Origin of the sequence: Roseateles oligotrophus, assembly GCF_014204525.1 — a bacterium.
GTDB classification, from domain to species: Bacteria; Pseudomonadota; Gammaproteobacteria; order Burkholderiales; family Burkholderiaceae_C; genus Paucibacter_A; species Paucibacter_A oligotrophus_A.
This window is the reverse complement of record NZ_JACHLP010000007.1, coordinates 1-24930: the sequence shown is the minus strand read 5'-3', so window position 1 is coordinate 24930 and position 24930 is coordinate 1. Positions and strand designations below refer to the sequence as shown.

Genomic DNA, 24930 nt, shown 5'->3' with positions numbered 1-24930 from the left:
CGCCGAGGCATCCGCCCTCGCCCGGCCCGTCTGCAACGAACAAAGGTCACTCATGGTCGATAGAAACAATTTCACCTTCAGCGAGCTGGAGAGCTGGCTGCAAGCACAGCGCGTCACCGAGATCGAATGCCTGGTCCCCGACTTGACCGGCGTCGCCCGCGGCAAGATCCTGCCCCGGCAGAAATTCACCGAAGACCGCGGCATGCGCCTGCCCGAGGCCGTGGTGGCCATGGGCGTGACGGGCGAGTTCCCCGAGGAGGGCCCGTACTACGACGTCATCAGCCCGAATGACCGCGATATGCATCTGCGCGCCGACCCGACGACGGCCCGCCTCGTGCCCTGGGCCGTCGACCCCACGGCGCAAATCATCCACGACTGCTTTGACCGCGATGGCGAGCTGGTGCCGTTTGCGCCGCGCTCGGTGCTGCGCCGGGTCTGCGGCCTGTTCGAGGCCGAGGGCTGGTCGCCCGTGGTGGCGCCGGAGCTGGAGTTCTATCTGGTGGCGCGCAACTCCGACCCCGATATGCCGCTGAAGCCGCCGGTGGGCCGCTCGGGCCGGGCCGAGACCTCGCGCCAGGCCTATTCCATCGACGCCGTCAACGAGTTCGACCCGCTGTTCGAGGACGTCTACGAGTACTGCGAAAAGATGGAGCTGAACGTGGACACCTTGATCCACGAGGTCGGCGCGGGCCAGATGGAGATCAACTTCTTCCACGCCGCGCCCCTGGGGCTGGCGGACGAAGTCTTCTTCTTCAAGCGCACGGTGCGCGAGGCGGCGCTGCGCCACGATATGTTCGCCACCTTCATGGCCAAGCCCATCGCCGGTGAGCCCGGCAGCGCCATGCATGTGCACCAGAGCGTGGTCAATCAGAAGACCGGCCGCAACCTCTTCAGCAATACCGATGGCTCGCCCTCCAAGGAGTTCTTCTGGTATATCGGCGGCCTGCAGAAATACATCCCCGCCGCCATGGCCTTGTTCGCGCCCTATGTGAACAGCTACCGCCGCCTGGCCCGCCACACGGCCGCGCCCATCAATATCCAGTGGGGCACGGACAACCGCACCGTGGGCATACGCTCGCCCCTGGCCGAGCCCAATGCCCGCCGCATCGAGAACCGCGTCATCGGCGCCGATGCCAACCCCTATGTGGCCCTGGCCGCCACCCTGGCCTGCGGCTACCTCGGCATCAAGAACCAGATCGAGCCCACGCCCGAGTGCAAGGGCGACGCCTATCTGGGCGACTTCCAGCTGCCCCGCAGCCTGGGCGAGGCGCTGACCCTGCTGCGCGAGGAAAAGGAACTGGCGGCCGTGCTGGGCGAGTCTTTCGTGAGCGTGTACACCGAGATCAAGGAGATCGAGTACGCCGAGTTCATGAAGGTGATCTCACCCTGGGAACGCGAGCACCTGCTGCTGCATGTCTAAAAAATACTAACCGGAGATTCCCATGACAACCGCCACCCGTTCCACCGCCGAATGGCAGAGCGCCGACAGCCGGCATTTCCTCCACCCCTTCACCGACTTCAAAGGCCTGGCCAAAAAGGGCGCCCGCATCATCGAGCGGGCCGAGAACATCTACCTCTGGGACAGCGAGGGCCACAAAATCCTCGACGCCATGAGCGGCCTGTGGTGCGTCAATGTGGGCTATGGTCAGCAAAGCCTGATCGATGCGGCCACCCGGCAGATGCAGGAGCTGCCCTTCTACAACGCCTTCTTCCAGACCGCTACCCCGCCGGCCATCGAGCTGGCCGAGGTGCTGGCCGAGATCTCGCCGCCGCAGTTCCAGCATGTCTTCTTCACCAGCTCGGGCTCCGAGGGCAATGACACCGTGGTGCGCATGGTGCGGCGCTACTGGGACGTGCTGGGCCAGCCGGCGCGGCAAATCATCATCGGCCGCAACAACGGCTACCACGGCTCCACCATGGCCGGCGCCTCGCTGGGCGGCATGAGCGGCATGCATGCCCAGGGCGGCCTGCCGATTCCAAACATCAGCCATATCGAGCAGCCGCACTGGTTCGAACTGGGCGGCACGCAAAGCCGCGAGGAATTCGGCATCACGGCCGCGCGCTGGCTGGAGGACAAGATCCTGGCCCTGGGCCCCGAGCGGGTGGCCGCCTTCATCGGCGAGCCGGTGCAGGGCGCGGGCGGGGTGATCGTGCCGCCCTCGACCTACTGGCCCGAGATCCAGCGCATCTGCGACAAGTACGGTGTTCTGCTGGTCAGCGACGAGGTGATCTGCGGCTTTGGCCGCACCGGCAACTGGTTCGGCTGCGAGACCCTGGGCAGCAAACCCGATCTGATGACCTTCGCCAAGGGCGTCAGCTCCGGCTACATCCCGCTGGGCGGGGTGATGGTGGGCGAGCGCGTGGCCAAGGTGCTGATCGAGCAAGGCGGCGAGTTCAACCACGGCTTCACCTACTCCGGCCACCCCACGGCCTGCGCCGTGGCCCTGGCCAATATCAAGCTGCTGCGCGAGCAGGACGTGGTGCGCAAGGTGCGCGAGGACTTGGGGCCTTATCTGGCCCAGCGCTTTGCCGAGCTGAACGAGCACCCCCTGGTGGGCGAGACCCAGAGCTGCGGAATGATGGCCGCCGTGCAACTGGTGAAGGACAAGGCCGCACGCCAATGCTTCGACGGCGCACTGGAAGTGGGCATGATGTGCCGGGCCCATTGCTTCGCTAACGGCCTGATCATGCGGGCCGTGGGTGACCGCATGATCGTCGCCCCGCCGCTGGTGATGACGCGCGCCCAGATCGACGAAATGATGGCCTTGATCAAACGCTGCCTGGACCTCACTCTGGCCCAGCTCAAGGAGCTGGGCCAGCTTTGACAGGGCTAGGGGTTTGGTCGGATGGGGGCCCAACTCCCCTCATCCTAGACTGGCCCGCTGCCCAACCCGGCCTCCCCCTCTTTTGCCCCCAATAGCTACAGGAGACTTGACCATGCCCACGACTCCCTTGCGCCGCAGCCTGGCCCGATTCGCGCTCGTGACCCTCGCCGCCTCTGCCTTGGCTTGCGGCAGCGCCCGCGCGCAGGAAGAAGAGAAGGTCCTGAACGTCTACAACTGGTCGGACTACATCTCCGACGACACGATCAAGAACTTCGAGAAAGAAACCGGCATCAAGGTCCGCTACGACAATTTCGACAATAACGAAATCGTCCACGCCAAGCTGGTGGCGGGCAAGACGGGCTATGACATCGTCGTGCCCTCCAGCTACTGGGCCAAGCTGCAGGCCGATGGCGGCCTGCTGCGCAAGATCGACAAATCGCAAATCCCCAATTACAAAAACCTCGATCCCGATCTGCAGACCCAGTTGGCCAAGCTGGATCCGGGCAATGAGTACATGGTGAACTGGCTGTGGGGCTTCACCACCGTGGGCATCAATGTGGACAAGGTCAAAGCCGCCCTAGGCAGCCTGCCCATGCCCGACAACGCCTGGGACCTGATCTTCAAGCCCGAGTACATCTCCAAGCTGAAGAGCTGCGGCGTCAGCTTTCTGGACTCGGCCACCGAAGTCATCCCGGCCGCCCTGCACTACCTCGGCAAGCCGGCCTATAGCAAGAGCCTGGGCGACTATGCGGGCGTGCCGGCCCTGCTCAAGCCCATACGCCCGCATGTGACCCTGTTCAGCTCCTCGGGCTATATCAACGACATGGCCAATGGCTCGATCTGCCTGGCCCTGGGTTGGTCGGGCGACATCAATATCGCCCGCCAGCGCGCCATCGACGGCAAGACGGGCCAGAAAATCGAGGCCCTGATCCCCAAGACCGGCGGCATCATCTTTATGGACACCATGGTGATCCCGGCCGACGCCGCCCACCCCGGCAATGCCTATAAATTCATCAACTACATCCTGCGCCCCGAGGTCCACGCCAGCCTGACCAACAAGGTCTTCTACGCCAACCCCAACAAGGAGTCGCGCAAATTCGTCAAGCCCGAGGTGGTCAACAACCCCAGCGTCTTCCTCAGCGACGCCGATATGAAGCGCATGGCCGCACCCGACGCCATCAATAACGACATCCGTCGCCAGATGACGCGCATGTACACCTCCTTCAAGACCGGCCTGTGAGCCTTGACAAGGGATCATTGATGAGCACAGCAGCCCCCGCCTATCTGCGCATCGAGAATGTGGTGAAGGACTTTGGCGGCGGCTCCATCGCCGTCAACCACGTCTCCATCGACATCGCCAAGGGCGAGATCTTCGCCCTGCTGGGCAGCTCGGGCTGCGGCAAGACCACCTTGCTGCGCATGCTGGGCGGCTTCGAGACGCCCAGCAGCGGCCGCATCATCCTGAACGGTCAGGACCTGGCGGGCCTGGCGCCGTATGAGCGGCCCATCAATATGATGTTCCAGAGCTATGCGCTATTCCCGCACCTGACGGTGTGGGACAACATCGCCTTCGGCCTGCGCCGCGACGGCATGGCCAAGGACGAGATCGCCGCCCGGGTCGAGGCCATGCTCAAGCTGGTGCAGCTGGGCAAGTTCGCCAAGCGCAAGCCCCACCAGCTCTCCGGCGGCCAACAGCAGCGCGTGGCCCTGGCGCGCAGCCTGGCCAAGAAACCCCAGCTGCTGCTGCTGGACGAGCCCCTGGGCGCCTTGGACAAAAAGCTGCGCGAGGAAACCCAGCTGGAGCTGGTGGGCATCATCGAGGACGTGGGCGTGACCTGTGTGATGGTGACCCATGACCAGGAGGAGGCCATGACCATGGCCAGCCGCATCGCCGTGATGAGCGAGGGCCGCATCCTGCAGATCGGTGCGCCGGTGGACATTTACGAGACCCCGGCCAGTCGCTTTGTGGCCGACTTCATCGGCAATGTGAACATGATGGAGGGCTCGCTCAGCGTCGACCAGCCCGACCACGTCGTCATCCAATGCGCCGACTGCCAGCATTATGTGGGCCATGGCATCACCGGCGTGGAAGGCATGGCCGTGGCCGTGGCCTTGCGGCCCGAAAAAATCCGGCTGACTTGTGAAAAGCCCGAGGGCGAATTCAATCAGGTCCAGGGCAAGGTGCGCGATCTGGCCTATTTCGGCGCCTTCACCGTCTACCACCTGCAACTGCCCAGCGGCCAGGTCATCAAGGTCAGCGAGAGCAATCTGGCCCGCTACCGCAATGACCCGCTGAGCTGGGGCCAGGAGGTCTGGGCCTCCTGGTCGCCCACGGCCCAAGTGGTGCTGACGCAATGAAGGCACTGCGACGCTTCACAGCCTGGCTGGCGCGCGGGCGCACGGCCGTCATCGCCCTGCCCTATGCCTGGCTGCTGCTCTTCTTCGCCCTGCCTTTTCTGATCGTGCTGAAGATCAGCGTCTCCGAGATGGAGACGGTGCACTTCAAGGATCTGATCAGTTATGCCGACGGCGTGCTCCGCATCGCCATCAAGACCAGCAACTACCTCTTCATCACCCAGGACGATCTCTATGTGCTGGCCTATCTGGCCAGCCTGAAGTACGCAGCCATCACCACCCTGGGCTGCCTGCTGATCGGCTACCCCTTCGCCTACTTCATGGCGCGCGCCCGCCTCACGCTGCAGCCGGCCCTGCTGATGCTGGTGATGCTGCCCTTCTGGACCAGCTTTCTGCTGCGCGTCTATGCCTGGAAGGGCTTGCTGGGCGAGCATGGCTGGGTGGCCAACGCCATCGAGGCCCTGGGCCTGGACCGGCTGCTGCTGGCCGCTGGCCTGATCCCGGCCCTGGGCAATCTGCTGCACACACCCTTCTCCCTGGTGGTGGGCATGGTCTACACCTATCTGCCCTTCATGATCCTGCCGCTCTACGCCAATCTGTCCAAGATGGATCTGCGCCTGCTGGAGGCCGCCAGCGATCTGGGCGCCACGCCCTGGACGGCCTTCTGGCGCATCACCGTGCCGCTGTCCAAGGCCGGCATCATCGCCGGCTCCATGCTGGTCTTCATCCCCTGCGTCGGCGAGTTCGTCATCCCCGAACTGCTGGGCGGCCCGCAGACCTTGATGATTGGCCGCGTGCTGTGGGACGAGTTCTTCAGCAATAACGACTGGCCCATGGCCTCCAGCGTGGCCGTGGTGATGGTCTTGCTGATCCTCGTGCCCCTGGCCTTGTTCAGCAAATACCAGGCCGAGAGCCGGGAGGGCGTTTGATGAAGCGCGCAATCTTCGGCCCCAAGACGGCGCAAGCGGTGGGGCGGACCTGGCTGGGCCTGGGCTTTGCCTTCCTCTATCTGCCCATTCTTGCCCTGATTCTTTACTCCTTCAACGACTCCAAGATCCCGGCGGTCTGGGGCGGCTTCACCCTCAAATGGTATGGCGCGCTGATGGAGGACCGCGAGGTGCTGAGCGGCCTGCGGCTGTCGCTGGAGATCGCCTTCATGACCGCCTGCGCCTCGGTGCTGCTGGGCTGCTTTGCCGCCTTCGCCCTGGTCAAGTACAAGCGTTTCAAGGGCCGCACCCTGTTCACCGGCATGGTCAATGCGCCGCTGGTGATGCCCGAGGTCATCATCGGCCTGTCCCTGCTGCTGATGCTGGTGTCCATGCAGCGGGCCCTGGGCTTCCCGGAACGCGGCGCCATGACCATCTGGCTGGGCCATCTGCTGCTGGGCATGGCCTATGCCACGGTGATGATCCAGGCCCGGCTGAGCGAGCTCAACCCGCAGCTGGAAGAAGCCGCCATGGACCTGGGCGCCAAGCCCTGGCAGGTGTTCCGCCTGGTGACCCTGCCGATGATTGCGCAGTCCATGCTCTCGGCCTGGCTGCTGACCTTCACGCTCTCGCTGGACGATGTGGTGCTGTCGGCTTTCTTAAGCGGCCCGGGCTCCACCACCCTGCCCCTGGTGATCTTCTCGCGCGCCCGCCTGGGGGTCAGCCCCAGCATCAATGCGGTGGCCACGGTCATCATCGTCATCGTGTCCATCGGCGTGATCGCCGCCAGCTGGTGGATCGCCCACAGAGAACGCCAGCGCCTGCGGGAGATGCTGGAGGCCCAAAAGAGTTGAGACGGCTTGCAAGCACAGAAACCTAACGTGGAGAAACGACAGATGAAGAACGCCCTCGCTGCCCTCCCCCTGGCCCTGGCCCTGGCTTACGGCCCCCCGGTCCTGGCCCAAAGCAATGAAGAACTGCTCAAAGAGCTGCGCGCCCTGCGCGACCGCGTCACCCAGCTGGAAGAAAAACTCAAGGCCGCCGAGGCCAAACCCGCCGCCACGCCGCAATGGGGCATGAGCCAGCAGCAGGTGCAGGACTTCAACCGCATCGCCGTCAAGACCGAGGCGCTGGAAGATGCCGTCGAGTTCCAGGGTTTGAAGCAGCTCAAGATCAGCGGCTATGCCGACCCCAGCTTCATCTACAACAAGGCCCAGAACCGCGCCGGCGTGCAGTTCCTGAACCGCGTCTCCGACGACGGCTACAACTACGACAACGGCTATATGGGCGTGGCCAGCCTGGACTTCCAGAAGGAGATGGACGGCGGCACGAAATGGCGCCTGACCCTGATGCCCAACCGCGGCGCCGGCAGCATCTCGGACAGCGGTGGCTTCTCCCTCGTCCATGAGGCCTCGGTCAGCATCCCCCTGGGCGATCTGCAGACCCGCTTCATCGCCGGCCAGATCCCCGACTGGTCGGGCTATGAGTACGTGCAGCCCACCACCACCAAGCTGGTCACCCGTGGCCTGCTCTTGGACTTCACCGAACCCAGCGCCTACACGGCGGCCGGCTTCGACATCACCCGCGGCAAGTGGCAGATGAAGGCCGTGCTGGGCAATATGAACAGCACCCGCACGCCACAGGGCTCGCGCTCGCCCATGCTGGCCTACCGGGTGGACTATGCCAAGGGCGAGTTCAACGGCTTCGGCTTCGCCGGCGTGCATGGCAAGGTGGCCAATTTCACGGGCAATGTGCTGGACGGCAATGGCAATGTGATCAACCAGCCCAACTCGCATCTGGACCTGTTCGAGGTGGACGGCTACTTCATCCGCGGCGACTTCACGGCCCAGGGCCAGATCGGCTTTGGCCGTCAGAAGAATGCCGCCATCAGCACCGCCGAGGACGGCAGCCTGCAAGACGCCCAGTGGTGGGGGATCTCGGGCCTGCTGGCCTATAAATTCATCCCGCGCTGGGAGGCCGTGGCCCGCGCCGACTATATCGACAACCACAAGAACGGCGGCGGCCTCTTGGGCTACTCCAGCGCCGATGGCCGCAACGGCCTGGGCCCCGACCCGGCGCTGAACTGCGGCGCCGGCTACAGCGCCGACTGCGCCCGCGGCGCCAAGCGCTGGGCCCTGGCCTTGGGGCTGAACTATCTGTTCAATAGCAATACCACCATCAAGGCCGAGTACCGCCTGGACCAGGCCGACCTGCCGGTGTTTTTCGACGTCAGCAGCGGCGGCTACACCAAGACCAACCATCTGCTGGGCACCTCCGTCGTCGTCAGTTTCTAAAAATCCTATGAACTCAAAATCCCCCGCCATCGACTGGCACGCCCGCGCCGCAGCGCTGGCCCTGGACGGCCGCCCCTTCATCGGCGGCCAAAGAGTGAGCAGCGTCGACGGCCTCACATTCGACTGCATCTCGCCCATAGACGGTCGCAATCTGGGCCAGATCGCGCGCGGCCAGGCCGGCGATATCGACCGCGCCGTGCAAGCCGCGCGCAGCGCCTTTGACGACGGCCGCTGGGCGGCGCGCCCACCGGCGGCACGCAAAAAAGTGCTGCTCAAATTCGCCGACAAGATCCTGGCGGCCAAGGAGGAACTGGCCCTGCTGGAGACCCTGGACATGGGCAAGCCCATCCAGTACTCGCTGAGCGTGGACGTGCCGGCGGCGGCCCGCTGCATCGCCTGGTATGCCGAGGCGGTGGACAAGATCTACGACGAGATCGCCCCCACCGGCCCCAATGCCCTGGCCCTGATCCAGCGCGAGCCCATGGGCGTGATCGGCGCCATCGTGCCCTGGAACTACCCGATGATCATGTCGGCCTGGAAGCTGGGCCCGGCCCTGGCCGCCGGCAATTCGGTGGTTCTGAAACCTAGCGAAAAGTCTCCGCTGACCGCGCTGCGCCTGGCCGAGCTGGCCCTGGAGGCGGGCCTGCCCGAGGGCGTCTTCAACGTCGTGCCCGGCTTTGGCCACGAAGCCGGCGAGGCCCTGGCCCTGCATCTGGATGTGGACGCCATCGGCTTCACCGGCAGCACCCGGGTCGGCCGCAAGATGCTGGAGTACGCCGGCCGCAGCAACTTGAAGCGGGTCTACAACGAGCTGGGCGGCAAATCGGCCTTTCTGGTCTTCCCCGATTTCGACGACCTGCCCCGCGCCGCCGCCACGGTGGCCGGCAGCATGTTCTTCAATCAAGGCGAGAGCTGCAACGCGCCCTCCCGCGTGCTGGTGCATGAGAGCATTGCCGATGAGTTTGTGAGTTTGGTCGCGGCCGAGGCGCCCAAATACCAGGCCGGCGACCCGCTGGACCCCAGAACCGTGATGGGTGCCCTGGTGGACGAGGGCCAGCTGCGCACGGTGATGAGCTATATCGAGGCTGGCCTGCTTGAGGGCGCCCGTGCCCGGGTCGGCGGCAAACAGACGCGCAGCGAGAGCGGCGGCTTCTTCGTCGAACCGACGGTGTTCGAGGGCGTGGCCCCGGCGATGAAGATCGCCCGCGAGGAAATCTTCGGCCCGGTGATGAGTGTGCTGCGCTTCAAGGACGAGGCCGAGGCCGTGGCGATGGCCAATGCCAGCCCCTACGGCCTGCAGGCCAGCGTCTGGAGCAGCCATATCGACCGCGCCCACCGCGTGGCCCGCGCCCTGCGCGCCGGCACGGTCCACGTCAACCAGTACGACGAGGACGATATGACCGTGCCCTTCGGCGGCTACAAGCAAAGCGGCAACGGGCGCGACAAGTCCCTGCATGCCTTTGACAAGTACACCGAGTTGAAGACCACCTGGCTGCGCATCAATCAGTAAGCCTGGCGGCGTGAAGGCGCAGCCTTCATCTCCTCCAGCCAGGCTTTGTCGTCCTCGCTCAGCTGCAGCTGCCGGGCCGCCCTGGCCTTGAGTTCGGCCAGGGGCAGCACACAGGCCTCGCAGGGGCTGACCAGGGCCGTGCCATCGTCGCCGACCGAGATGATGCTGCGGCCATCGGGGTGGAAAGCGGCCTGGTTGACCTTGCCGCGATGGCGGCCCAGCAGGGCGGCCTTTTCCTGGCCGTTGAGGCTGTCCCAGACGCGGATGCTGCCATCCGCCCCGGCGGTCACCACCCAGTGGCTGTCGGGGCTGAAGGCGGCCGAGCTGAGCGAGCTGCTGTGGCCGCCGCCCAGCTGGCGCGAGGGCAGCTCTTGCAGCGGCGCCGCGGCCGGCCCCTGCTTGAGCAGAGGGGCCAGCTCCCAGACCCTGGCCGTGCTGTCGGCGCTGGCCGTCACCAGCATTTGGCTGTCGGGGCTGAAAGCGATGTCGCGCAGATCGCCCTGGTGCCCATCTAGCCGCGCCAGCTCGCGCCCGCCCTGGCGGCGGTCCCACAGGCGCGCCACGCCGCCCTCGGCCGTGGCGATCCAGCGTCCGTCGGCGCTCAGGGCCAGGCCCAGGCAGCTGGCGTCCCCGCATTTGAAGGCCAGCAAGGGCTGGCCCGGCGGCGCGCTGGCAGCCAGGGCGCTAACAGGCCAGAACTTCACCCCACCCTCCTTGTCCTGCAGGGCCAGCTGGGCCTGTTTGGGGTCGAACAAGGCCATCTGGCTGCCCTGCATCCAGGCCGGCGCCAGCCGGCTCAGCCCGTCGCCCTCCAGGGAAAAGCTCCAGAGCTGGCGCTCGGAATAGATGTTGTAGCGGCGCGAGAACACCATGGCCAACATGCCGTCGGCCGAGAAGCTGGCGGTATCGGTGCTGTGGCTGATATTGCCGGTCTCGGCCCGGGCCTGGGCCGCCTGCTGGCGCGCCGAACGCTTGATGGCGAAATGTTCGGAGGCCACGCCCTCATCCAGGCCTTCGCCGACCCGGCGCGACAGGGCGCTGAAGGCACAGGCCGCGCTATCGCTGCCGGCCTCGCTGCCGGCCTCGCCACACAGCATGATCAGCCGGTCCTGGCCCCAGTCCTTCATGCCCGCTGGCGCCAGGGCGAAGGAGAGCTGGGGCCGCTTGCTGGCCAGCAGCAGATGCGGCAGCTGCAGGCGCCAGACCCGCAGGCTGCCGTCCAGGCTGCTGGTAATGACGCGGCGCTGGCCCGCGCGCTCGTTCAGCAAGACGCGGGAGATCAGATTGGTGTGGCCGCGCAGCTGGGCCAGGGCCACGGTGGAGCGGCTGGACCAGACCCGCGCCGTGCCGTCTTGGCTGGCCGCCACCAGCAGCTCGCCGTCCAGGCGGGAGACATCGAGGGCATTGACCCAATCATCGTGCCGGCGCTCCTCGTGGCGCTGCTCATGGCTCCAGAGATTGACGCGCCAGTCCGAGACGGTGAGCAGCAGATTCTTGTCATCCGCCCGGTCCAGAAAGCGCAGTTTGCTGACGCTGCGGTCATGGTGCATCTGATGTTCGCCGTCCGCCCCCGTCGCCAGCCGGCCGGCCGCCAGGTCCAGATGCCAGACGCGGGCAAAGCCATCGTCACCCGCGCTGGCCAGCAGGCCGGGCTGGCTGGGGCTGAAGACCAGCTCGTTGATGGCCGCCGCATGGCCGAAGCGCCTGTTCGCCCGGCCCTCTATCCAGGCCGCACCCGCAGCCTGCCCGCCCCGCCACACCGCCAGCCGGCCGGCGCTATCGCCCGAGGCCAGGTACTGCCCGTCCGGCGTGTAGGCCAGGGCCGTCACCGGCGCCGCGCTGTCCGACAGCAGGCGGATCTGGCGCGGCGCCGCCCCGGCCTCGCCCCCAGCCTCACCCAGCTGCCAGCGCGACAGGCTGCCGGCACCCCAGGCATCGACACAGCTCAGCGCCAACTCGGGCTGCAGGGGGTGCAGGGCCACGCCCCAGGCCACCGAGCCGGCGGCACACAGCGCCAGGCTTTGCACGGCCCCCTGGGCGTCCAGCAAGACCACCTCGCCGCGCTCGTTGATCACGAGCATGCGGCCATCGTCCAGCAGCCAGGCCCGGCTGAGCTTGCCCAGGCGCTCCGGCAGCTTGACGTGCAGAACCTGCAAATCCTCGGGCCGGCTGCCCTCGCCTGCGGCGGGTGGGCCGGCGGTCAAGCGTTCGTCCTCGAACACCCACAGGCTGTGCTCGCCCGCCACCAGCAGGCGGCGTTGGTCGGGGCTGTAGCGCGCCTCCAGCAAAGGCTCAGGGAAGTTGAGGATGCGCTCCGCCGAGCTCAGCTCCAGCGCCGCCATGGCGCGGCGCAGCGCGAACTCGCCGCGCTCATTGGCCTCGTCCTTGTTCACCGCCGCCAGCGCCAGGGCGGCGCTGCGCGCGGGGTCGCGGGCGATCTGCAGCAAGGCCTTGGCCCCCCACTCGCGCGACAAGGCCCGCTCGTGCTGGCTCATGCCGTTGAGCGCGGCCCCCAGCGACACCACCGTCACCAGCAGGCCCAGGCCGCGCAAGCTCCACAGCATGGCCCGGCGCCGGCCCTGCTCCTTGTCCTGGGCCTCGGCGCTCTGGTCCAGAAAGGCCTTGACCAGTTGGAAGTCCTGCTCCGCCTGCGCCTCGCTGCCCCCGGTGCAAAGGCGCACCCAGGCCGGGTTGGGCCGCTTGCGCTGCTGCCAGTCACGCGCACGCTCCAGGCTGCGGCCGCGCCAGAGTTCGCCCGCCGCCGCCTGCTGGGCGCGGGCATCGGCCACCAGGCGCAGCAAGGCGGCCTTGGCCTCGGCCTCGGCCAGCACCCAGCCGCGCAAGCGCGTCCATTGACGGATCAGGCTCTCATGCGAGATATCGATCACCGAGCTGGCCTGCAAGGCCTGGCCGGGGGCGGGCAGCAAAAAAGCCGTGTCGCTGCGGCGGTAACGCTCCAGCACCGCCAGCACCTCGGCCTCGCCGATCAGCGGCGCGGCGGCCTTGCGCAGCAGGCGGCCGCGGGCCGGTGCCGGCCCGGGGTCGGCGCAGATGGCGCACAGCTGGGCTAACTCGATAGGCCGGCGCACCTCGACCCCCTCGGCCATGCGCTCGGTCAGGGCACGGAACACCCGCTCCACCGCCCCGCCCGGCTCGCCCAGCACGCCCAGCGAATCCAGCGCCTCGTCGGCATGGCGGGACAGCGCATCCAGCGCCCCGCCCACGGCCTCGTAATCCTGCAGATCGATGGGGCGGCTGCCCCCGCAATCGCGTGCCCAGTGCTGCCAGCTGCGCGACAGCGCGTGCTGCATCACCGGCAGATCGTCGAAGTCCGAGCTGACATCGCTCAGCAGGCGCTGCACCAGGCGGGGCGCGATCTCGGCGCCACGCAGAGCCACCGGCTTGATGATGGCGTCCTTGCGCTGCTGGCGGTTCAGGCGCGGCACCAGATAGCCGCCCGCACTGACGGCCTCGGCCAGGCCGGGGAAGTCGGCACAGCCGCCCAAGGTGTCGGAGCGCAGGGTCAGCACCACACGGATGCGCGAGCCGGCGTCCTCTACCGCCTGCAGCAAGAGCTTGACGAAGGCGCTGGCCTCGTCGGCATCGGCCATGCGCTTGAAGCGGAAGATCTCCTCGAACTGGTCGACCACCACCAGCACCCGCAAGCCCGGCGGCAGATTGGCCCGCCGCACCAGCTCCACCAAGGCCATGCCGCCCAGGCGCAGCTGACCGTGGAGCGAGGCCAGGCGGCGCTCGGCCGGGCTCAAATCCGCGGCAGCGGCGGCCGGGTCAGGCTCAGGCGCGGGTTCCAGCACCGGCAGCAGGGCCGCGGCCAGGGCGGCAATCGGCTGTATGCCCGGCCGCATCAGCACGGCCAGCCACTCGGCCTCGTCCTCCTCCAGATGGCGGCGCCGCAGCTCGTTCAACAAGCCGGCCTTGACCAGGGAGGATTTACCGCAGCCCGAGGCCCCCGAGACCGCCACCAGAGGCCACTGGGCCAGGCGCTCCAGCAAGGCCTGGATCTGACCCTCGCGGCCAAAAAAGCGGTCGGCCTCGGCCGGCTCAAAGCTGCGCAGGCCGGGAAAGGGGTTGGCCGCCAGCAGGCGCTGCAGCGCCTCTTCCGCTGCCGGGCTCATGCCTCAGCCCGGCGACGGCCGCTTTGCACAAAGCCCTGCAGCTCGGAGGCTTGGGGCCCTTCGCGCAGCACCGAGGCCTTGGCGCTGAGGAAACCGGCCTTCTCCTCGCTGGCCGCGCCCGCGATGTAGACGCCCAGCGAGTCCTTGCCCAGATGCCCGGCCAGCTCGGGCAGATCGAGCAGGTCGTAAACCCATTCCTCGGGCTGACTCCCCCAGAAGATCAGGGCTTGCGGGCAGGCTTGCAGCGTGCGCTGCAGGCGGGCCGCGTCTTGCGCGCTGCTGCCGCTGAACTTGATGGGCCGGGGCTCCACGCCCAGACTATCGACCAGCCGGCTTTTCAGCGCGGCCAAGGCCGGCAGATCGCCGGCCTCCACCAGCACGGCCATATCCAGGGGCTTGAGCGGCGCCGGCTGCTGCGGCTTGGGCAGCATGTCCAGCAGCTGCGTCTTGAGCTCTTCCAGGCTGCCTTGCAGATAGTCCGCCCCCTCGTTGGCCAGCTCCTGCTCGATAAAGTCCACCAAGGCTTGCTTGTCGGGCGCGGTGCTGCTGGCGGGCTGTATCCAGACCAGGGGCGGGCTGACACCCCGGGCCCGCATGCGCGCATGCGCCAGCTCCAGCTGCTGGCGGTCGCGCTGGGCCGTCAGCGGCTCCACCGACTCGCCGCGCGCCACCAGATGCACGGCCAGCAAGGCCTGGTCCAGATCGGCCGTGATGCGCTGCTGGCAATCATCGGCATTCCACAGATATTCCTTTTCGGGCAGGACCAGATAGCCGCGCTGGCGCAGATCGCTGCGCAGGCGTTCGCGGGCCTGCGAGAGCTCGGGCCCCACCCTGGCCACAAACACCCGGCCCAGGGCCCGGCGCTGCTGGCGGCCCAGCAGCTCCTCCAGCGCCACGGTCAGGTCCTGCACCATGCGGCTCATGCGTTCCCAGTAGTCGTCGGAGTCGCGCTTGGGGTCCAGCTCGCGCCAGCTATCGGCCTCCTGGATGAAGAACTCGTGGTGGCCGATCTCGCGCAGCTCGGCCGGCAACTCGTCCTGGCTGCGGCTGGGGTGTTTGTAGATCGGCACGAGCTTGCAGTTATCCCGCCCGCCCACCGCTTTCAGCCGGCCCAAAAAACGGTCCAGCTCCTTGCGGCACTCGTCGCTGTCGAAATAGGTGCGCGAGATCAGGGCCAGAAAAATACCGGTGGACTCCAGGGCATCGGCGATCTCCTGACGCCAGGTCTCGCCGGCGCGCAGCTCGGCGGTATCGCGCCAGATCGCCACATCGCCGACCCGGTCGCGCAGCTCGGAGCGCAGATGGCTGCAAAAGCTATCGACCCAGCGGTCCGGCGAATCATTCGCGGCACGTCGATAACTGACAAACAGATCGTTCTGGTACTGCGGCAGAAAACTCATGGGCCCACCCCTGAAGCCAGCGTCTCCAGGGGCGAGTATCGCCCTTGCCTGCGGCTTGGCAAGGCGGGGCGGGCGTGCAAGCCACACCGTCTCGGGCGCCGTCCTCCGGCTTGGGGACGATCCTCGATCAGTCCCCCCCGCCCTCCACCGCCAGCGCCTCGGCCCGCCAGCGCAGCATGCCGCCGTTCAGATTGGCGACCTGGCTGAAGCCGGACTTCTGCAGCAGCACGGTCGCCTGGGCCGAACGGGCGCCCGAGCGGCACACGGCCACCACGGGGCGCCGCGCATCCAGCTCGTCCATGCGGGCCGCCAGCTGCGACAGCGGCAGCAGGCTCGCGCCAGGGATATGGCCCAGCACATCGACGAACTCCTGCGGCTCGCGCACATCGATCAGCTGGATGGCCGCAGCACCGGCCAGACCCTCCTCCAGCGCATGCGGCGTGATCTCCCAGATGCCGCTGAAGCTGTAAGTCAGCGCCGCCCATTGCTGGTCGGCCATCGCCTCACCGGCATCGCCTTCCGGTCGGCCGCAGCGCAGATTGGCCGGCACGGCGATGTCCATCAGCTTGGGATGGGGCAGGCCCAGATGCTGCATATAGCCGGCAAAGTCGGCCGCGTCGATATCGCCGCCCAGGCGTGGGTTGTAGCGCCGCTCCTCGGCAACGCTGCTCACCGTCAGGCCGCGGTAGTCGTGGCCGGGGTAGAGCAGGCAGTCGTCCGGCAGGCTGAGGATCTGCTCATGCACCGAGCGGTACAGCAAGCCGGGGCTGCCTTGCTGGAAGTCGGTGCGGCCGCAGCCGCGTATCAGCAGGCAGTCGCCGGTGAAGGCGCGGCTCAGGTCGTCCAGCACAAAGCTCAGGCAGCCATTGGTGTGGCCGGGCGTGGCCCTGACCTCCAAATAACGTGAACCGAAGGCAACACGCTCGCCATGCCTGAGCAAGCGGTCGCAATGGGCCGCACCGGCGGCCTCGGACAAGAGAATCTCGCTGCCACAGCGCTGCTTGAGCAACCAGGCGCCGGTGACGTGGTCGGCATGCACATGGGTGTCCAGCGTGGCGACCAGGCGCAGGCCCAGCTCGCGCAGCAGGGCCAGATCGCGGCGCTCGTGCTCGAACACCGGGTCGATCAGCAGCGCCTCGCTGCTCGCCCCGTCGCCCAGCAGATAGGTGTAGGTGGAGGAGGTAGCGTCGAAGAGCTGGCGAAAAACAAGCGCTGAGGTCATGGGGAAGAACTCCTGTCAATCAAGGGCGGGGCTTGAACAGCCCATCAGGCAAAAACATGCCCAGCAACATGGCCGGTACAAAGATCCAGGCCTCGACCATGCCGCTGCTCAAGGCCACCAGGGCCGGGCCCGGGCAAAAGCCGGCCAGGCCCCAGCCGGTGCCGAAGAGCAGGCCGCCCACGATCAGGCCTTTGTCTAGGGTCTTGCGCTGCGGGATCTCCATGGCCACGCCCGTCCAAGCGCGGGAGCGGCCGCGTGCTCTTGCAAAAGCCACGGCGGCCACCGCGATGGCCCCCACCATCACCAAGCCCAGGCTGGGGTCCCAGGCGCCGCCCAGGTCCAGAAAACCCTGCACCTTGGCCGGGTTCGTCATACCGCTGAGCAAAAGGCCCAGGCCGAAGATCAGGCCGCTCAGGGCCGCCAGCAACAAAGCCATTTCAAGCCACCCAGCGCAGCAGGGCCACGCTGACAAAACCCGCGCCCATGAACACCCCCACATTGAGCAGCGAACGCAAGGACAAGCGGGCCAAGCCGCAGACCCCATGCCCGCTGGTGCAGCCATTGGCCATGCGCACGCCGACGCCGACCAGCAGGCCCGCCGCGATCAACAAGCCGGGCCCCGCCACCGCCCGCGCCGCGGGCAAGGCTGCGAAGGCCTGCCAGGCCCAAGGTGCGGCCAGCAGGCCGAACAGAAAGGCGATGCGTATCCATTCGGGCCGCAGAGACTGGCGCTGCGCAAGCGCACGCAGGGGGCTGAACAAAATGCCCGAGATGCCGGCGATGCGGCCATTGCCCAGCAGATAGAGCGCTGCGGCCAGGCCGATCAGGGCGCCGCCGATGAGGGCGCTCCAGGGGGTGAAAAGATGCCAGGCAATCGTCATGAAATGTTTGAGAAGAAAGGACCAGAAGCAAAAAATGCTCGTTCAAGTTTAGCCTTGGGGTTGACGCAAAATTCGTCGCCCAGCCTGGCCCAAAAACCCAAACCCCAAAATTCCACAGCATGAACTCCGCCTACCGCAGCATCCACCAGACCCCGGACATTGCCACCTACCAAGCTCTGCGCCAGCAAGCCGGGCTCAGCCCCAAAAGCCATGAAGCAGCGGCAATGGGCTTGCCCAATAGCTTGTTCTCGGTGCAGATACTTCAAGGCGAAACGCCCGTGGGCATGGGCCGTGTCATCGGTGACGGCGGCTGCTTCTTTCAGGTGGTGGACATCGCCGTGCTACCCGCCCATCAAGGCCAAGGCCTGGGCAAACGCATCATGGCCGAGATCATGAGCTATCTGCGGGAGGCCGTGCCGCCCAGCGGCTACGTCAGCCTGATCGCCGATGGCCAGGCCAAGGAGCTGTATACCCAATACGGTTTCAAAGAGACAGCGCCACGCTCGGTCGGCATGGCCCTGCCAGTGCAAAAGTCGGCCAACCCGGCCACCGAGGCATGATGGCTGCATGACGCGAACCCACAGCCCTGCCGGCAACCCATCCGCCCCCCACCTCCCCTGGGCCGCCCTGGCCTGCCTGGCCCTGAGCACCAGCCTGGTGGGCAGTTATGTGGGCTTGAGCAAGCTGCTGGTGCTGAGCTTCCCGGTCTTTCTGCTGGCCTGGATGCGCTTCGGCATCGCGGCGCTGCTGATGCTGCCCTGGCTCAAGCGGGGGCCGACCGAGCCGCCGCTGGATGCGCGCACGCGTCGGCTCTTGTTCTGGGAGTCCTTCATCGGCAACTTCCTCTTCTCCATCTGCCTGCTGTTCGGGCTCAAGCAGGCCTCGGCCATGGCCGCCGGCGTCATCATGGCCGCCATTCCCGCGGCCGTGGCCTTGCTGAGCCGACTCTTGCTGGGCGAAGCCATCAGCCGCCGGGTGCTGATAGGCATAGGCCTGGGCGTGGCCGGCATCGCCCTGGTGGCGCTGGAGCGCGGCCAGGCCGCGGCCGGCCAACAAGCCACCAGCTGGCTGGGCGCCCTGCTGCTGATTGCCGCCGTGTTCTGCGAGGCGGCTTATGTGGTCATCGGCAAAAAGCTCACGGCCCAGGTCTCGCCCAAGCGCATCAGCGCCCTGATCAATCTCTGGGGCCTGGCCCTGGTGACGCCGCTGGGGCTGTGGCAGGCGCTGAGCTTTGATTTCGCGGCGCCCACGCCCGGCCTCTGGGGCCTGCTGCTGTTTTACGCGGCCGCCGCCAGCGTGGTGACGGTGTGGCTATGGATGACGGGCCTGCGCCAGGTGCCCGCCGCCAAGGCGGGGGTCTTCATGGTCTTTCTGCCCGTCGCCACCGGCCTGGTGGGCTGGTGCCTGGGCGAGCGGCCCAGCGCGAGCCAGTTGATGGCCTATGCCCTGGCCCTGGGCGGCGTGGTGCTGGCCACCTGGCCGGCCAAGGCCCGCGCTTGACCTAACATCCCACACCATGAATCACCTTCCCCAACCCCGCCATCTCCGCATCCATCAATTCGCCGGCCTGCAGCCCGGCCCCAAGCTGCTGGTCACCGCCGCCGTCCATGGCAACGAGGTCTGCGGCGTGGCCGCCATCCAGGCCGTGATGGCCCAGCTGGATGCCGGCACGCTGGCGCTGCTGCGTGGCACGCTGACCTTCGTCCCCATCGTCAACCCGCTGGCCCACAGGCTGCAGCGCCGCGAGGGCGAGCGCAATCTGAACCGCAATCTGCGCCCGCCCGTCGTGCCGCAGGATTTTGAGGACCGCATCGCCCGCCAGCTCTGCCCCCTGCTGGCGGCGCACGAGGTCTTGCTGGACCTGCACTCCTTCCAGGGCCATGGCCAGGCCTTTGCGATGCTGGGCCCGCGCGACAACCAGGGCGAGCTGGAGCCTTTTGCCCATGCGGACAAGGAGTCCGCGCTGGCCGCCTGCCTGGGTGTGAACCGTGTCGTCGAGGGCTGGCTCTCCACCTACGAGCTGGGCCTGCAGCGACGCGCGGCCAAGGGCGCCGACGGCAGCCGCGCCGGCGCCCTGGTACAGGACCCGCATTACGGCGTGGGCACGACCGAGTACATGCGCTCGCAAGGCGGCTGGGGCCTGACGCTGGAATGCGGCCAGCACCAGGACCCCAAGGCCCCCGAAGTGGCCAGGCTGGCGATTCTGCGCAGCCTGGTCCAGCTGGGCATGGTGGCGCCCGAGGCGGTGGAATTGCATCAGCCGGCCACGCCCGCCGAGGTCCTGCAGCTCTACGAGGTGATAGACCGCGAGCATGCCGACGATCAGTTTGAGCGCGAATGGGCCAGCTTCGACGCGGTAGAACTGGGCCAGCGCATAGGCACGCGCTTTGATGGCCGGCCGGTGCTGGCCCCTTCCAGCGGCCGCATCGTCTTCCCCAATAACAAGGCCCTGCCCGGCCAGGAGTGGTTTTACCTGGCGCGGGCAAGCGATCGCAGCCTGGGCTAGAGTCGGTGCCCATGAAAATCGATTTCGTCTCCGACGTCTCCTGCCCCTGGTGCGCCATCGGGCTCAAATCCCTGCAACAAGCCCTGGCCCAGGCACCTGAGCTGGCGGCGGAGCTGCACTTCCAGCCCTTTGAGCTGAACCCGCAGATGCCGCCCGAGGGCGAGGAGATCAACGCCCACCTGGCGCGCAAATACGGCGCCGGCCCGGCCCAGCTGGAGCAGACCCGCGAGGCCATACGCCAGCGCGGCGAGGCCTTGGGCTTCACCTTCACCAAGGGCGCGCGCGACCGCATCTACAACACTTTTGATGCGCACCGCCTCTTGCACTGGGCGGGCGAGCTGGGCGGCGATACCCAGCTGAAACTGAAGTTAGCCCTGTTGAAGGCCTATTTCACCGAGGGCCAGAACCCCGGCTCGCACGCCCTGCTGCAAAGCGTGGCCGAGGCCCAAGGCCTGGACGCCGACGAGGTACGCGCCATCCTGGCCAGCGAGCGCTACGCGCAAGAGGTGCGCCAGGCCGAGGCCTTCTGGCAGGCCCAGGGCATCCACTCGGTGCCGGCCATCATCATCAACGACAAGCACCTGATCCAGGGCGGTCAGCCGCCCGAGGTGTTTGTGCAGGCCCTGCGCCAGATCGCAGAAGAATCCAGCCTCTAAGCCTTATTCTCTCCTCTCCAAGGGAAAGCTCCGATGAAAGCGTCTGACGATCAAGTGCTGGCCCAGTGGTTGGCCGAAGAAGCCGCGGTGCGCGCACGCGTCCAACCCCAGACGGGCCTGGCCACCCGCGAACAGGTTCAGGGCCGCAGCGGACTGGCCGTGATGCAGGCCATGCTGGCCGGCGAACTGCCGCCCCCGCCGATTGCCGAGACCCTGGACTTCTGCCTGCTCAGCGTGGCCCAGGGCGAGGCGGTGTTCCAGGGCAAACCGCTGCGCCGCCACTACAACCCGCTGGGCACGGTGCACGGCGGCTGGTTCGCCACGCTGCTGGACTCGGCCCTGGGCTGCGCCGTCCACACCACCATGCCGGTGGGCCGGGCCTACACGACGCTGGAATTCAAGGTTAACCTGGTGCGTGCCTTGACCGACAAAGTGCCCGTGGTGCGAGCCATCGGCAAGGTCGTCCACTCGGGCCGCCAGGTGGCGACGGCCGAGGCCAGCCTGCTGGGGCATGACGGGCGCTTGTACGCCCACGCCAGCACGACTTGCCTGGTGTTTGAGATGCCCGATCAGACCTGAGCGCGCAGCGCCGCCGCCTCGGCCGCCAGGCGGGTGATGCGGGCCCAGTCGCCCGCGTCGATCGCGTCTTGCGGAGTCAGCCAGGAACCGCCGCAGACCTTGACATTGGCAAGCTTCAGAAACTGCGGCGCCGTCTCCAACGTGATGCCGCCGGTGGGGCAGAAGGCCACGTCCGGGAAGGGCCCGCTCAAGGCCTTGAGCAGATTGATGCCGCCCACGGCCACGGCCGGGAACAGCTTCAGAAATTGATAGCCGGCGGCATTCGCCTGCATCACTTCGCTGGCGGTGGACACGCCGGGCAGCAGGGGCAGGCCTTGCTCATGGCAGGCCGCACCGATAGCCTCGGTATAGCCGGGGCTGACGCCGAACTGGCAGCCGGCGTCGCGGGCGGCCCGCACATCGGCCACCGTGCGCAGGGTGCCGGCGCCGACGATGGCCTCGGGCACGGCGCGCGCCATCGCCTCCATGGCTTGCAGAGCCACCGGGGTGCGCAGCGTCACCTCCAGCACCCGCACGCCGCCGGCCACCAGGGCTTGCGCCAGGGGCACGGCGTCTTGCAGACGCTGGATCACGATGACGGGAATGACTGGGCCGTGGCTGGCCAGGCTGAGGGTGTTGGGGATGCTCATGGTGTCTTGATTCTGAAAATTGAATTTACAGCCAGCTGACCGCGCCTTCTTCCGCCGTGCGCACATTGCGTCGCATGCCGGCGAACAGATCGCGGCCCAGGCCGTGGCCGTTCTCCAGGGCTTGAGCCTCGGTGATCCGGGCCGGCTCGCGGGCCGCCCATTCCTCGGCCGGCACCAGGGCTTGCAACTCGCCGCTCACGGCGTCCAGGCGAACCACATCGCCATCGCGCAAGCGGCCCAGCGGGCCGCCGGCCAGGGCCTCGGGGCTGACGTGGATGGCGGCCGGCACCTTGCCCGAGGCGCCGCTCATGCGGCCATCGGTCACCAGGGCGACCTTGAAGCCCTTGCCTTGCAGCACGGCCAGCGGCGGGGTCAGCTTGTGCAGCTCGGGCATGCCGTTAGCCTGCGGGCCCTGGAAGCGCACGACCACAATCACATCGCGCTCCAGCTCGCCGGCCTTGAAGGCGGCCAGCATGGATTCCTGATCGCTGAAAATGCGAGCCGGGGCCTCGACGATGTGGCGCTCCTCGGGCACGGCCGAAACCTTGATGACGGCGCGGCCCAGATTGCCGTCCAGCAGCTTGAGGCCGCCGGTGGCGCTGAAGGGCTGCTCGGCTGTGCGCACCACACTCTCGTCGCCGCTCTCGGGGGCCAGGTCTTGCCAGGCCACGCGGCCGCCCTGCTCCAGCACCGGCAGCTTGCCAAAGGCCTGCAGCGAGGGGCCGGCCACGGTCAGCACCTGCTCGTGCATCAGGCCGACCTTGAGCAGCTCGCGGATCACGAACGCCGGGCCGCCCGCCGCCTGGAACTGGTTCACATCGGCCGCGCCGTTAGGGTAGACGCGCGACAGCAGGGGCACAACGCCCGAGAGCTCGGAGAAATCGCTCCAGTCGATCAGGATGCCGGCCGAACGCGCCACCGCCACCCAGTGGATCAGATGGTTGGTGGAGCCGCCGGTGGCCAGCAAGGCCACCATGGCGTTGACGATGCAGGCCTCGTCCACCACCCGGCCTATGGGGGCGTAAGCCTGCTTGTGGGTGATGCTCAGGGCCTGGCGCACGGCCTGGCGGGTCAAGACCTCGCGCAGCGGATCATGCGGGTGGACAAAGGCCGCGCCGGGCACATGCAGACCCATGGCTTCGAGCAGCATCTGATTGCTATTGGCCGTGCCGTAGAAGGTGCAGGTGCCGGCGCCGTGGTAGGCGGCGGACTCGGCCTTCAGCAACTCCTCGCGCCCCACCTTGCCCTGGGCGTAAAGCTCGCGCACCTTGGCTTTCTCGTTATTCGACAGGCCACTGCTCATGGGCCCGGCCGGCACGAAGACGCAGGGCAGATGGCCGAAATGCAGGGCGCCGATCAAGAGGCCGGGCACGATCTTGTCGCAGATGCCCAGCAACAGGGCGGCGTCGAACACATCGTGGCTCAGCGCGATGGCCGCGCCCATGGCGATGGTGTCGCGCGAGAACAGGCTCAGCTCCATGCCCGGCAGGCCTTGGGTGACGCCGTCGCACATGGCCGGCACGCCGCCCGCCACCTGCACCGTGGCACCCTGGGCATGGGCCTCCTGGCGGATCAGGGCCGGATAGGCCTCGTAGGGCTGGTGGGCCGACAACATATCGTTATAGGCCGTAACGATGGCCAGATGCGGCGCCTTCTCGGCCACGATGCGCAGCTTGTCATTGCCGGGCATGGCCGCAAACGCGTGGGCCACATTGGCGCAACCCATGCGGTCCACCCCGCGCTTGCGCCCCGCCAACCGATCCAGGCCCTCCAGATATTGGCCACGGGTGGTGGCACTGCGCTGGCGGATGCGCTCGGTAACGGCAAGAAGGGTCTTGTTCATGGGCTCAGCTGCCGATGTAACTCGGCCGATTGAAAACTGGTAACCATATTACACGATCAGAGGAAAGCGCCCCCAGTGTTTCCGGCATATCCAGGTACAAGGCGGTTACAGCGGGCCGTCTTGAAAAACAAAAAGGCAGCCACTCTGGCTGCCTTTTCTTTTCATTCCCCTGGACCGACTCAGAGGGTGAGAACTTTTGTCGCGAGCGGTCGTCAGGCTAGGCGGACGGAGCTGCGGATGCCGGAACGTACTCCCTGTACGTGAGGATTCCGAGCACCGCCCAACGACGCATGGCGACCGCGCAGTAAAAAGTTCTCCCCCTCTCACTCGCCCAGATAAGCCGCCCTGACCTTGGGATCATTCAGCAAGGCCTGGCCCTCGCCCGTCATCGTGATCAGGCCGGACTCCATCACATAGCCCCGGTTGGCAATCGCCAGCGCGCGGCTGGCGTTTTGCTCCACCAGCAAGACCGTCACGCCCTGTTTGTGGATGTCGTTCACCACCTCGAAGATCTTGTCCACCATGATGGGAGAGAGGCCCATGCTGGGCTCGTCCAGCAGCAGGACCTTGGGTTGGGCCATCAGCGCCCGCCCCATGGCCAGCATCTGCTGCTCGCCGCCGCTCATGGTGCCGGCCAGCTGGTCTTTGCGCTCTTTCAGCCGCGGGAAGATGCCGAAGACCTTGTCGATATCGGCCAGGATCTGCGCCTTGTCGCTGCGGATGTAGGCGCCCATCTGCAGGTTCTCGGTGATGGTCATGCGGGTGAAGGTGCCGCGCCCCTCGGGCACCATCACCAGGCCTTGCTTGACCAGGTCCCAGGCCCCCTGGCCTTTGAGCGATTGGCCCATGAAGAGGATGTCGCCGTCGGCCACCGGCTGCAGGCCGGTGACGGCTTTGAGCGTGGTGGTCTTGCCCGCGCCGTTGGCGCCGATCAGGCTGACCAGCTCGCCTTGCCGTACTTCAAAGCTCACGCCCTTGACGGCCTGGATGCCGCCGTAGGCCACTTTCAGGCCTTTGACTTCCAGCAGGATATTGTTCGACATAGTTTTGTCCTGTCCGTTTAATGGTGGCTGTGGCCCGCGCCCAGATAGGCTTCGATGACCTTCTCGTTGCGCTGCACTTCCTGCGGTGTGCCCTCGGCGATCTGCTTGCCGTAGTCCAGCACCGT

General features: G+C 67.0%; 21 protein-coding genes and 1 pseudogene. 13 read left to right on the top strand and 9 right to left on the bottom strand.

The genetic code is table 11. From position 1 onward, the window contains the following. Window positions 1-52: 52 nt before the first annotated feature. The 8 genes from HNP55_RS16950 (at window position 53) to HNP55_RS16915 (ending at window position 9910) form a co-directional block, all read left to right on the top strand. Complete coding sequence (locus tag HNP55_RS16950) at window positions 53-1420, top strand: glutamine synthetase family protein (RefSeq protein WP_184301977.1); 1368 nt, start codon at window positions 53-55, stop codon at window positions 1418-1420. Window positions 1421-1442: 22 nt separating this feature from the next. Beyond that, window positions 1443-2825, top strand: a complete 1383-nt coding sequence (locus HNP55_RS16945; protein ID WP_184301975.1) for an aspartate aminotransferase family protein — start codon at window positions 1443-1445, stop codon at window positions 2823-2825. 112 nt (window positions 2826-2937) lie between these two features. Beyond that, entirely contained in the window at window positions 2938-4065 is a 1128-nt protein-coding gene (locus HNP55_RS16940; protein ID WP_184301973.1) for a polyamine ABC transporter substrate-binding protein, read from the top strand. A gap of 20 nt (window positions 4066-4085) precedes the next feature. After that, window positions 4086-5183, top strand: coding sequence for an ABC transporter ATP-binding protein (locus HNP55_RS16935; RefSeq protein WP_184301972.1), 1098 nt, complete (start codon window positions 4086-4088; stop codon window positions 5181-5183). Beyond that, window positions 5180-6109, top strand: a complete 930-nt coding sequence (locus HNP55_RS16930; RefSeq protein ID WP_184301970.1) for an ABC transporter permease subunit — start codon at window positions 5180-5182, stop codon at window positions 6107-6109. Before HNP55_RS16935 ends, HNP55_RS16930 begins: the two co-directional genes overlap by 4 nt. Continuing rightward, a complete protein-coding gene (locus tag HNP55_RS16925; RefSeq protein ID WP_184301968.1) occupies window positions 6109-6960 on the top strand; it encodes an ABC transporter permease in 852 nt (283 codons plus the stop codon). The genes HNP55_RS16930 and HNP55_RS16925 overlap by 1 nt, the downstream gene beginning before the upstream one ends. A 42-nt stretch (window positions 6961-7002) precedes the next feature. Next, window positions 7003-8400 carry a DUF3138 family protein gene (locus tag HNP55_RS16920; RefSeq protein WP_184301964.1) on the top strand — a complete coding sequence of 466 codons (1398 nt, stop codon included), beginning with the start codon at window positions 7003-7005 and terminating at the stop codon, window positions 8398-8400. A gap of 7 nt (window positions 8401-8407) precedes the next feature. Next, a complete protein-coding gene (locus tag HNP55_RS16915; RefSeq protein WP_184301961.1) occupies window positions 8408-9910 on the top strand; it encodes an aldehyde dehydrogenase in 1503 nt (500 codons plus the stop codon). Here HNP55_RS16915 and HNP55_RS16910 read toward each other — a convergent pair. From HNP55_RS16910 to HNP55_RS16890, 5 genes are all read right to left on the bottom strand, one after another. Further along, window positions 9904-14046, bottom strand: coding sequence for an NACHT and WD repeat domain-containing protein (locus HNP55_RS16910; RefSeq protein WP_184301960.1), 4143 nt, complete (start codon window positions 14044-14046; stop codon window positions 9904-9906). The genes HNP55_RS16915 and HNP55_RS16910 overlap by 7 nt on opposite strands. After that, window positions 14043-15446 carry a toll/interleukin-1 receptor domain-containing protein gene (locus tag HNP55_RS16905; RefSeq protein WP_184301957.1) on the bottom strand — a complete coding sequence of 468 codons (1404 nt, stop codon included), beginning with the start codon at window positions 15444-15446 and terminating at the stop codon, window positions 14043-14045. Before HNP55_RS16905 ends, HNP55_RS16910 begins: the two co-directional genes overlap by 4 nt. Window positions 15447-15573: 127 nt before the next feature. Further along, the gene (locus HNP55_RS16900; protein WP_184301954.1) at window positions 15574-16668 is read right to left on the bottom strand and encodes a rhodanese-like domain-containing protein; all 1095 of its coding nucleotides are present in this window, start codon (window positions 16666-16668) and stop codon (window positions 15574-15576) included. A 19-nt stretch (window positions 16669-16687) separates the two neighbouring features. Then, window positions 16688-17104, bottom strand: a complete 417-nt coding sequence (locus tag HNP55_RS16895; protein WP_184301952.1) for a DUF6691 family protein — start codon at window positions 17102-17104, stop codon at window positions 16688-16690. Between the two features lies 1 nt (window position 17105). After that, window positions 17106-17549 (bottom strand): YeeE/YedE family protein, encoded by a 444-nt coding sequence (locus HNP55_RS16890; protein ID WP_184301949.1) that lies wholly within the window; start codon window positions 17547-17549, stop codon window positions 17106-17108. A 119-nt stretch (window positions 17550-17668) separates the two neighbouring features. On the opposite strand from HNP55_RS16890, the gene HNP55_RS16885 reads away from it, so the two are divergent. The 5 genes from HNP55_RS16885 to HNP55_RS16865 are packed head-to-tail and all read left to right on the top strand — an operon-like array spanning window position 17669 to window position 21290. Next, complete coding sequence (locus HNP55_RS16885) at window positions 17669-18109, top strand: GNAT family N-acetyltransferase (protein WP_184301946.1); 441 nt, start codon at window positions 17669-17671, stop codon at window positions 18107-18109. A 7-nt stretch (window positions 18110-18116) separates the two neighbouring features. Then, window positions 18117-19049 (top strand): DMT family transporter, encoded by a 933-nt coding sequence (locus HNP55_RS16880; RefSeq protein ID WP_184301943.1) that lies wholly within the window; start codon window positions 18117-18119, stop codon window positions 19047-19049. 16 nt (window positions 19050-19065) lie between these two features. After that, window positions 19066-20055 carry a succinylglutamate desuccinylase/aspartoacylase family protein gene (locus HNP55_RS16875; protein WP_184301940.1) on the top strand — a complete coding sequence of 330 codons (990 nt, stop codon included), beginning with the start codon at window positions 19066-19068 and terminating at the stop codon, window positions 20053-20055. A gap of 11 nt (window positions 20056-20066) precedes the next feature. Beyond that, window positions 20067-20711, top strand: coding sequence for a DsbA family oxidoreductase (locus HNP55_RS16870; RefSeq protein ID WP_184301938.1), 645 nt, complete (start codon window positions 20067-20069; stop codon window positions 20709-20711). Window positions 20712-20744: 33 nt separating this feature from the next. After that, window positions 20745-21290 carry a PaaI family thioesterase gene (locus HNP55_RS16865; protein ID WP_184301936.1) on the top strand — a complete coding sequence of 182 codons (546 nt, stop codon included), beginning with the start codon at window positions 20745-20747 and terminating at the stop codon, window positions 21288-21290. Here HNP55_RS16865 and eda read toward each other — a convergent pair. The 4 genes and pseudogenes from eda to HNP55_RS16845 all read right to left on the bottom strand — a co-directional run. Further along, a complete protein-coding gene (gene eda, locus HNP55_RS16860; protein WP_184301933.1) occupies window positions 21281-21919 on the bottom strand; it encodes a bifunctional 4-hydroxy-2-oxoglutarate aldolase/2-dehydro-3-deoxy-phosphogluconate aldolase in 639 nt (212 codons plus the stop codon). The two genes, HNP55_RS16865 and eda, sit on opposite strands and share 10 nt — an antisense overlap. Before the next feature lie 25 nt (window positions 21920-21944). After that, the gene (edd, locus tag HNP55_RS16855) at window positions 21945-23762 is read right to left on the bottom strand and encodes a phosphogluconate dehydratase (RefSeq protein ID WP_184301930.1); all 1818 of its coding nucleotides are present in this window, start codon (window positions 23760-23762) and stop codon (window positions 21945-21947) included. Window positions 23763-24085: 323 nt separating this feature from the next. After that, window positions 24086-24805, bottom strand: coding sequence for an ABC transporter ATP-binding protein (locus HNP55_RS16850; protein ID WP_184301927.1), 720 nt, complete (start codon window positions 24803-24805; stop codon window positions 24086-24088). 17 nt (window positions 24806-24822) lie between these two features. After that, window positions 24823-24930: pseudogene (locus tag HNP55_RS16845) on the bottom strand (ABC transporter ATP-binding protein); the annotation flags it as partial.